This is a genomic window from Acinetobacter sp. YH12097 (assembly GCF_013419225.1).
Lineage (GTDB): Bacteria > Pseudomonadota > Gammaproteobacteria > Pseudomonadales > Moraxellaceae > Acinetobacter > Acinetobacter amyesii.
Window position 1 is genome coordinate 1 of record NZ_VPAN01000067.1, and the last position, 8,400, is coordinate 8,400.

Sequence of the window (8,400 nt, forward strand, 5' to 3'; positions counted from 1 at the left end):
AATGGGAGTGCATGAGCTGTGGTACAGCTCATGATCGAGATATAAACTCAGCTCTAAACATTCTTGCGCTTGGGCATAAGCGTCTAGCTGTAGGAATCACCCTCTTTTAAGGGGGTGAGGATGTCAATGAGATGAATTTTCAGTCTATAATACGGGGCTCTTATTAAAGCTTGGCTCTAGTCGAGATTTACTCTCTTTTACTTTAATCTCTGGAAACATTGCAATGAATGCGGCCGCTTCACAAGACACTCCTCTCGTTGGAATTATCATGGGTTCTCAATCGGATTGGGCAACGCTAGAAAACACTGCCAATATGCTCAAACAGCTTGGCGTCCCATTTGAAGCGGAAGTAGTATCTGCACACCGAACTCCAGATCGATTATTCGAATATGCCGAAACCGCACGTGATCGTGGTATTCAAGTAATTATTGCCGGTGCTGGCGGCGCAGCACATTTGCCAGGCATGTGTGCAGCCAAGACTGATTTGCCTGTACTCGGCGTACCGGTAAAATCATCAATTTTAAACGGCGTGGATTCATTACTGTCTATCGTGCAAATGCCCGCAGGTATTGCAGTTGGTACTTTGGCGATTGGCCCAGCGGGTGCAACCAATGCAGCGATCATGGCTGCACAAATTTTAGGTTTAACACGTCCTGATATCGCAAAAAATGTTGCAGATTTCCGCGCTGCGCAAACTGATAAAGTGGCGAGTAAAAATATTCCGGGTCAAGCTTAATTAAGGGGCATTTCTCATGGATAAAACCATTGGTATTTTTGGTGGTGGCCAGCTTGGTCGCATGATGGCGCAAGCGGCATTGCCTTTAAACATTCAATGCACTTTCTTTGAAGCGAGTACCGACTGCCCTTCTGCAGCGCTGGGTCCAGTGATTTCGACCCAAGCTGCAAATGGCTTGCAAGATTTCATTCAGAGTGCAGATGTTTTCAGCTTAGAGTTTGAAAATACCCCGTTAGCAGATGTTGATGTGTTGACCAAGAACAAAGCACTGCACCCGCCGCGTCAAGCTTTAGCGATTGCACAACATCGTTTGTCTGAAAAAGCCTTGTTTGATGAGTTGGCTATTCCAGTTGCACCCTATAAGGCCGTGACGTCTTTAGAGAGCTTGGAAGCCGCTGTTGCTGAACTGGGTTTACCCATCGTACTGAAAACATCGCGTGGCGGTTATGACGGTAAAGGTCAATTTGTGCTACGTAGCGCTGAGCAAATGGATCAAGCATGGGCTGAACTGGGCCCTGCTGGTGAATTGATTGCGGAAAGCTTTGTAACCTTCTCACGTGAAGTCTCAATCATTGCGGTGCGTGGTCAAGACGGTGATGTGAAAACATGGCCATTGGCGGAAAACCACCACTACAACGGCATTTTGTCGCATTCGATTGTGCCTGCGCCAAACAGCGCAGACTTACAACCAGTTGCGCAAGACTACATTACTCGCCTGCTCAATCATTTGAATTATGTCGGTGTTTTGACGCTAGAACTGTTTGTGACAGATAAAGGCTTATATGCCAATGAGATGGCGCCACGTGTGCATAACTCGGGGCATTGGTCGATTGAAGGTGCAGTGTGTTCACAGTTTGAAAACCACATTCGTGCTGTAGCAGGTTTGCCTTTGGGTTCGACTGAAGTTGTTCGTCCAACGGTCATGGTGAACATCATTGGCCAACATCCGAAATCTGAAGATGTATTGGCACTGAATGGCGCGCATTTGCATCTGTATAACAAAACAGAGCGTGAAGGCCGCAAAATCGGTCACATCACTTTAATGCCGAATGATACTGCTGAATTAACAGCTTTATGTCGTGCTTTGGCGAAAATTTTGCCGAATCCACTGGCACTTAGCGAAGATATGACCATTTAAACCTGAGTTTGAATGATAAAAAAGCGGTCATGCACATGGCCGCTTTTTTTATCGCTGTAGTTCGGGCATCATTGCGCCTCTTTGCAAAATCACACCGCTTATCGGTGAAACGACAAGAAACTATTGATCATAAAGTGTTCGTTCGTTTATAAATATTCTGCGCGAATCTTCGTATGGTTTTTTCCGTATCAATGGCCTGCGATGTGTGTGAATCAAAATCAAAAATAACCAATGTGTTTTGAATTCAAATTGTGTTTTTAAATTTAAACTATGAATTTGAATTCAAAAAATCCGATACCGAAAACAATGAATTCAAAGTTTATGAATTTAAATTTCAAAAAATGAATTCATTTCGCTGTGTTTAAATTTAAAAAATTTGAATTTAAAAGTTGATCAGACTTATTGGATCTATAAAGAGAGTCTTTTAAGAACTATAATATTTTGATTATTAACAATAAAAATGAATTGTCACGCCATTTTGAATTTGTGGATAACTTTTTCTACACGCAGTTTATTTTTAAATTTAAAAGTTTTGAATTTAAATTTAAACCGCTGTTTGGTTTGTAGTGAATTTAAAACCAGGTTGTGGATAACTGCTTTTGAATTCAAATTTAAAAAATGAATTTAAATAAGTAGAAATTATGAATTTAAATTTACGTTTTGAACCTTTAACTTTTGCTTTGAGCTGCTATTGTTAAAGCAACAATTTAAATTCAAAAAAAGATCAAGGGTATGAAGTATTACTTAGGATTTGTTTTCGGGACTGCTTTTTTGGCAATAACTCAGGCAAATGCCGAGTTGATTATTAATGGTCAGTCTGTCAATGCGTCGAGCATGCCTGCAACAAGCAGCATTTCACCACAAAATAACTTTCAAGGCTGTTTAGCCAATTTGCGCTCGCAAGCGATGAATGCTGGTGTGAATACGTCCACTTATGATCGTTATACACAAAATTTAACACCTGATTATTCTGTGATTGAAAAGCTCAACTATCAGCCTGAGTTTTCCACACCGATCTGGGATTATTTATCTGGTTTAGTTGATGAAGAGCGTGTACAACTGGGTCGGCAGAAATTGGCGCAGCATCGTGATGTATTAAACCGTGTCGCGGCGGCTTATGGTGTGCCTGCTGAAACCGTGGTCGCGGTTTGGGGTGTGGAGAGTAATTTTGGTGATATTGCGGGTAGCTATCCGTTATTACAGTCATTGGGCACTTTAAGTTGTGAAGGACGCCGTCAAAGCTATTTCCGTGGCGAGTTTTTTGCAGCCATGCGGATTTTGCAGCGTGGTGATTTAAATGAATCACAATTGAAAGGTTCGTGGGCAGGTGCATTTGGTCATACCCAATTTATGCCGAGTACCTATGAAGAACTGGCCGTGGATTTTGATGGTGATGGCCGCCGTGATTTGGTGTCGAGTACCACGGATGCGTTGGCATCTACGGCCAACTTCCTGAAAAAGCGTGGTTGGCAAACTGGTCAGCCGTGGGGTTTTGAAGTAAAAATTCCAGAAGGAATGTCGATCAGTGGTGAAAGTCGGCGTAATAAAAAGTCATTAGATAGCTGGATGAATCGTGGTTTGCAGCGTGCCGATGGCACGCCGTTAATTCAAGGTAACCTTTCTGGATCGAGCCAAGCAGGATTAATGGCACCGGCTGGGGCAAGTGGGTCTGTATTCTTGGTGTTAAAAAATTTCGATGCAATCTACAGCTACAATGCGGCAGAGAGTTATGCATTAGCGATTGCGCATTTATCCGATCGCTTGCAAGGCAAGGGTGGCTTTAGTACGACATGGCCAACCGATGATCCTGGGACTTCACGTGCGGAACGACGTGAGATTCAACAATTTTTACTTAACCGTGGCTATGACATTGGTAAAGTGGATGGATTAATTGGAGATAAAACCCGTCAAGCCATTCGACAAGAGCAAAATCGACTGGGTTTAAGCCCAACAGGTCGGGCGGGACAGCAGATTTTACGGGCATTTCGTAATGAGCATGCCAAGGCAATGATGAATTAAGTTTGAGCTATGCTTTTATATAGTAGTCAATCTATATAAAAGCTTGTCTATATAAAAAAGGTCTGCAATTGCAGACCTTTTTTATATGTTTTTGACTCTTAAACCGCAGAGATTGTACCTAAGATACGATAGCCAGCAGCACCCGTCACACTTGGTAAATTTGCACTAAGCTGATTGACAAAGCGCATCGCCAGCCAAGCGAATGCAGTGGCTTCCACCCATGTCGGGCTTAAGCCTAAATCTGCGGTACTTTGCACCGTCCATTCATGTTTACGTAGACGCCAGCGCAATTGCTCTAAAAGGTGAGAATTGTATGCACCACCACCACAGACATAGACTTCACCGGTATCCATGTCAGAACGGTAAATGGCTTTTTTAATGGCACGTGTGGTGAGTTTCATTAAGGTTGCTTGAATGTTTTCTGGCGTATCTTCGAGTTCGTCATATTCGAGATCTCCACGCCAATCGAGAATCTGTTCATCTAACCATTCTAGATTGAAGTCTTCACGACCTGTACTTTTTGGCGGTTCTTTAGAGAAAAACTCATGCGCTTGTAAGCGGTCGAGCAGGCTGCGAATAGGCTGACCATAAGCCGCCCAGTTGCCATTTTCATCATACGGTTGACCAGTATAACGTTCGCACCATGCATCCATTAAAATGTTGGCAGGGCCTGTATCAAAGCCATAGACATTTTCAGGTTTGCCTGCAGGTAACATACTGACATTGGCGATGCCGCCCAAGTTTAAAATCACACGGTGAATGGTGTCATGTTGGAAAAGCGCTTGATGGAACGCAGGAACTAAAGGTGCGCCTTGACCACCCGCAGCCATATCGCGGCGGCGAAAGTCTGAAATCACAGGGATTTTAGTGAGTTCGGTAATAATATTGGGGTCGCCAATTTGCAGGGTAAAACCATGTTCAGGACGGTGGCGAATGGTTTGTCCATGTGAGCCAATCGCCTTGATTTGACTACGATCTAGCTGATTTTTCTCGATCAATTCATTGATGCCATGACCGATCATTTGAGCTAATGCAACGTCTGCCTTACCCATGCGATCAATTTCGTTATCATCAGGCAAGGTGAGGGCCATCAGTTCATCACGAAGGTCTGGGTCAAAGGGAAGTGTGAGCGTCGCATGAATCTCTAAAGGATCAAAAGAAGCAGCAACAATATCGACACCATCCATGCTTGTGCCGGTCATTACCCCAATGTAGATCGCTGTCATGATGATTCTTAAGCCTGCAATGTGCTGAAAAAGTGTTAGTATATCGCACAAATTGTATAACTGATCTATTTGGATTTTGTGATGTCAAATTTCCTGCCGGCTGAAGAACAACTTGCCCTCATCCAACGAGGCACACATGAGATTATTTCTGAAGAAGATCTTCTTAAGAAATTAAAGCAGAATCGCCCATTAAAAATTAAAGCGGGTTTTGACCCGACTGCACCTGATTTACATTTAGGTCATACGGTTCTGATTAATAAATTAAAAGTTTTCCAAGATTTAGGTCATGAAGTTTACTTCCTGATTGGTGACTATACAGCCATGATCGGTGACCCAACGGGTAAGAGTGCTACGCGTCCACCGTTGTCACGTGAAAAAGTTTTAGAAAATGCTAAAACTTATCAAGAACAAGTATTTAAGATATTAGATCCAGCGAAAACTAAAGTTGTGTTTAACTCAGAGTGGTTTGGTCAAAAAACTGCTGCTGACTTGATTCAGTTGGCTTCACAGCAAACTGTGGCACGTATGTTGGAACGTGATGACTTCACTAAACGTTATAACAGCCATCAACCGATTGCGATTCACGAGTTTTTATATCCATTGGTGCAAGGTTATGATTCAGTTGCGCTAGAAGCGGATGTAGAGTTGGGGGGTACAGACCAAACCTTTAACTTGCTGATGGGTCGTACATTACAAAGCCGTTATGACCAAGAGTCTCAAGTGTGCATTACTGTGCCGATTCTTGAAGGTTTAGACGGCGTAAATAAAATGTCTAAATCTTTGGGTAACTATATTGCTGTATTTGATGCACCGGGTGCGATGTACCAAAAAGTGCTGTCAATGCCAGATGATTTGATCGAACGTTACTTTGACTTGTTGAGCTTTAAATCGATTGAAGAAATTCAACAGTTGCTCAAAGAAGTGGCTGAAGGCCGTAATCCACAAGAAGTGAAGAAAATTCTTGCACTTGAATTGGTTGAGCGTTTCCATGGCGCAGAAGCTGCGGCAAATGCACACAAAGGTGCAGGTAACTTGATTACTGAAGGCGAACTTCCAGAAGGTACACCAGAAGTGACTATTTCTCGTGGTGCATTTGGTGGTGAGATTTTCATTACTTCTATTTTGCGTGAAGCGGGTTTGACTAAAAATGCAGCTCAAGCAAAAGATGCAATTGGTCGTGGTGCAGTGAAAGTGGATTGGGAAGTGGTTGATGCAGGTTATGCTGTGTCAGAAAACAAAACTTTGATTATCCAAGCGAGCAAAAAAGCGATCGCAAAAGTAACTTTTACCGACTAATAAATTCTTGAATTTTTAGTTAAGTTATTGAATTAAAAGCAGGCTTCGGCCTGCTTTTTTTTACCAATTAATATATTAATAATATAAATAAGCAAATTCAAAAAAAACCTTATAAAAACAACACTTAAATTTTGCCAAATGTGTTGCATTTCTTGAATTTTATGTATAAGATTTATTCATCTAGAGAGATATATACCATCTAGAGGGTACATAACGATAACTCCACTTTTTATAAGTCTCTTCCCCAAGGGACTCTTTTTTTAGTGAGTTAACAAATAACTATAATAACTACACGATGGATCGACTAAAGATTCAATTCTAAGGGAAAGATTTTGGGAGAGATCTTTCCCTTTTTTATTTGTAAAATTGAGCTATTCCTTTCAAAAATCACATTCATTTCTGTATTAAAGACTTTAATCGCGCCAGAAAAAAAGCCCGATTCAATCGAGCTTTAAAATGTCTTTACTCAGATAGATGTTCATGGAGCTTGGTTTTAGGGCTTAGAGCCAAATTGAATGAAGCTTAATTTAGGTAAAATCCGCTTGACTAAAGTCCCCACTAAAAGTGCGGTAATAATGGTGCCTTCACGTACTCCGATGACTTGATGTAAGACCAGCCAACTACTGATAACCGCAATACTGACCAAGAGGATGTCGCCATAGGTTTTACAGTTGCCAAAATCAAGGCGATAACGAACAGCAATGGCTTGATAGAGACCTTCTGCGGCCAAGAGGACTAGACTGGCTTTGACCACTAAGCTCACACCTAAAGCAGTAATCAGGCAACTTGCCAAGCAAGCTAGGAGTTGAAGTGGGTAACTTTCTATGCTCCAGCCTTGGGTCAGCCACATTAAACCGTCAATAAATGCACCAAACAAAATTCCCACGGGTAATTGCAGCCACTGTATCCATTGAAAGCGTGATTTTAAGATCAGCATTTGCAGCAGGATCATGACGATATGCATTAATACTGTTAATGTGCCGACGGTGAGAGGAAAGATATAGCTAAAGCTATAGGGCACCGAGGAAATAGGGGATGTCCCTAAATTTGAATGTATAGAGAGTACGACACCAAAAGCCAAAAATCCTAATCCGCCTAATAGTAAGAATAAGCGTGGAAAAAACTGTGTTGGCATCCTGCACCTAAAAAATAAAAAGAGTGTACGTAAAACGCAGCCTGCGCTCTATGCGTCTAAAGCCCAAAAATAGTGGCTTTTTATGACTGTGATCGTTAATAGTGATTATTCAAATAAAATAGGCTGTATTTTTATCAGCAAAAATGACTAAGCATGTAATTAAAATGATTTTTGCAAAAACAGGTCTTATGGAACAATGGTCAAAAATCAAAAAAGAGCAACAACATGGCGTATTACAATACCGATAATCATGATGAACAGATTGATCGAATCTTGAGATATTTATTTGATCACCAAACCACACAGTATAAGCGAGCATTATTTTGTGAGGCGCAGCAACAATTACATGATTTGGATATCGCAGCACAGTACCAACTATTTGCATTGGTACGAGAACAACTCCCTCGACGTGCCAAGCTGCTATTTTCTGCCGAGGATTTCCGTGGAAAGCAACAAGTCATCTTGGAAGTCATGCAACATTTAGCATTTGAACGTTAAAAAATGCTTGGAAATATAAAAATGCACGCAAAAAAATGTCTATAAAGCTTGAATAGGTGTGATGACAGAAAAAAATGATGTGCTTTGAGGAAGAAAAGTAGACTAATGATCAATAAATAATCAAAGCTACTTTTATTAGATTTAAAAGCGCTGAAAAAGATTTGCTAGATATAAGAAATTTACTTAATTAAATATCGACTATTTGCTAAAAATTTATAAAAAATGCCTCTGTACACGACAAATTTCATAGGATCCTTGTCCTATCAGGCTTTTTCTTTCTTAAAATTGCTAGCACTTTCTTAAATTCTTCTTTTTTTCCAAAACCAATCAAACGTAGAATAGCCATTTGAAC

At 41.2% G+C, this 8,400-nt stretch carries 8 protein-coding genes; 6 read left to right on the forward strand and 2 right to left on the reverse strand.

The features are described from left to right. From FTU37_RS15820 to FTU37_RS15835, 4 genes are all read left to right on the forward strand, one after another. Positions 1–110: zinc ribbon domain-containing protein (locus FTU37_RS15820; protein WP_179994364.1), on the forward strand; the 110-nt coding region annotated here is incomplete at its 5' end. Positions 111–223: 113 nt separating this feature from the next. Further along, positions 224–736, forward strand: coding sequence for a 5-(carboxyamino)imidazole ribonucleotide mutase (gene purE, locus FTU37_RS15825; protein WP_180027345.1), 513 nt, complete (start codon positions 224–226; stop codon positions 734–736). Between the two features lie 16 nt (positions 737–752). Continuing rightward, positions 753–1,874: a 5-(carboxyamino)imidazole ribonucleotide synthase gene (locus tag FTU37_RS15830; RefSeq protein ID WP_180124636.1), complete on the forward strand. Its 1,122-nt coding sequence runs from the start codon at positions 753–755 to the stop codon at positions 1,872–1,874. A gap of 732 nt (positions 1,875–2,606) precedes the next feature. After that, on the forward strand, positions 2,607–3,893 hold the full coding sequence (locus tag FTU37_RS15835) for a lytic murein transglycosylase (protein WP_180124637.1): 1,287 nt from the start codon (positions 2,607–2,609) through the stop codon (positions 3,891–3,893). 98 nt (positions 3,894–3,991) lie between these two features. Here the strand turns inward: FTU37_RS15835 and FTU37_RS15840 are convergent, their stop codons facing one another. Next, a complete protein-coding gene (locus FTU37_RS15840) occupies positions 3,992–5,119 on the reverse strand; it encodes an anhydro-N-acetylmuramic acid kinase (protein ID WP_180124638.1) in 1,128 nt (375 codons plus the stop codon). A 63-nt stretch (positions 5,120–5,182) separates the two neighbouring features. Here FTU37_RS15840 and tyrS point away from each other — a divergent pair, with 63 nt between their 5' ends. Beyond that, entirely contained in the window at positions 5,183–6,415 is a 1,233-nt protein-coding gene (gene tyrS, locus FTU37_RS15845) for a tyrosine--tRNA ligase (RefSeq protein ID WP_171262600.1), read from the forward strand. Positions 6,416–6,908: 493 nt separating this feature from the next. Here the strand turns inward: tyrS and FTU37_RS15850 are convergent, their stop codons facing one another. Continuing rightward, the gene (locus FTU37_RS15850; RefSeq protein WP_180124639.1) at positions 6,909–7,550 is read right to left on the reverse strand and encodes a YitT family protein; all 642 of its coding nucleotides are present in this window, start codon (positions 7,548–7,550) and stop codon (positions 6,909–6,911) included. A 225-nt stretch (positions 7,551–7,775) separates the two neighbouring features. On the opposite strand from FTU37_RS15850, the gene FTU37_RS15855 reads away from it, so the two are divergent. Beyond that, positions 7,776–8,048 carry a hypothetical protein gene (locus FTU37_RS15855; protein ID WP_111886092.1) on the forward strand — a complete coding sequence of 91 codons (273 nt, stop codon included), beginning with the start codon at positions 7,776–7,778 and terminating at the stop codon, positions 8,046–8,048. The last annotated feature ends 352 nt before the right edge of the window (positions 8,049–8,400 follow it).